General features: G+C 55.5%; 1 rRNA gene. It reads left to right on the forward strand.

Going from position 1 to position 1,416, the window contains the following annotated elements:
• Nucleotides 1-1,395 (forward strand): 23S ribosomal RNA (locus ACIODU_RS33145); the annotation flags it as partial.
• Between the last annotated feature and the right edge of the window lie 21 nt (nt 1,396-1,416).

Here is a 1,416-nt window from a genome sequence, read left to right on the forward strand (position 1 = left end):
AGTCTGAGACCTGATGCCGAGCCGATTGTGGTGAAGTGGATGATCCTATGCTGTCGAGAAAAGCCTCTAGCGAGTTTCATGGCGGCCCGTACCCTAAACCGACTCAGGTGGTCTGGTAGAGAATACCGAGGCGTTCGGGTGAACTATGGTTAAGGAACTCGGCAAAATGCCCCCGTAACTTCGGGAGAAGGGGGGCCATCTTGGGTGATGACATTTACTGTCTGAGCTTGGGGTGGCCGCAGAGACCAGCGAGAAGCGACTGTTTACTAAAAACACAGGTCCGTGCGAAGCCGTAAGGCGATGTATACGGACTGACGCCTGCCCGGTGCTGGAACGTTAAGGGGACCGGTTAGTCACATTTCGGTGTGGCGAGGCTGAGAACTTAAGCGCCAGTAAACGGCGGTGGTAACTATAACCATCCTAAGGTAGCGAAATTCCTTGTCGGGTAAGTTCCGACCTGCACGAATGGCGTAACGACTTCTCGACTGTCTCAACCATAGGCCCGGTGAAATTGCACTACGAGTAAAGATGCTCGTTTCGCGCAGCAGGACGGAAAGACCCCGGGACCTTTACTATAGTTTGATATTGGTGTTCGGTTCGGCTTGTGTAGGATAGGTGGGAGACTGTGAAGCTTGGACGCCAGTTCAGGTGGAGTCGTCGTTGAAATACCACTCTGGTCGTGCTGGATGTCTAACCTGGGTCCGTGATCCGGATCAGGGACAGTGTCTGATGGGTAGTTTAACTGGGGCGGTTGCCTCCTAAAGAGTAACGGAGGCGCCCAAAGGTTCCCTCAGCCTGGTTGGTAATCAGGTGTTGAGTGTAAGTGCACAAGGGAGCTTGACTGTGAGACCGACGGGTCGAGCAGGGACGAAAGTCGGGACTAGTGATCCGGCGGTGGCTTGTGGAAGCGCCGTCGCTCAACGGATAAAAGGTACCCCGGGGATAACAGGCTGATCTTCCCCAAGAGTCCATATCGACGGGATGGTTTGGCACCTCGATGTCGGCTCGTCGCATCCTGGGGCTGGAGTCGGTCCCAAGGGTTGGGCTGTTCGCCCATTAAAGCGGTACGCGAGCTGGGTTTAGAACGTCGTGAGACAGTTCGGTCCCTATCCGCTGTGCGCGTAGGAGTTTTGAGAAGGGCTGTCCCTAGTACGAGAGGACCGGGACGGACGAACCTCTGGTGTGCCAGTTGTTCTGCCAAGGGCATGGCTGGTTGGCTACGTTCGGGAGGGATAACCGCTGAAAGCATCTAAGCGGGAAGCCTGCTTCGAGATGAGAACTCCCACCCCCATGAGGGGTTAAGGCTCCCAGTAGACGACTGGGTTGATAGGCCAGATGTGGAAGACCGGTAACGGTTGAAGCTGACTGGTACTAATAGGCCGAGGGCTTGTCCTCAGTTGCTCGCGTCCACTGTGT

The organism is Streptomyces sp. NPDC088261 (assembly GCF_044740805.1).
Classification (GTDB): domain Bacteria; phylum Actinomycetota; class Actinomycetes; order Streptomycetales; family Streptomycetaceae; genus Streptomyces.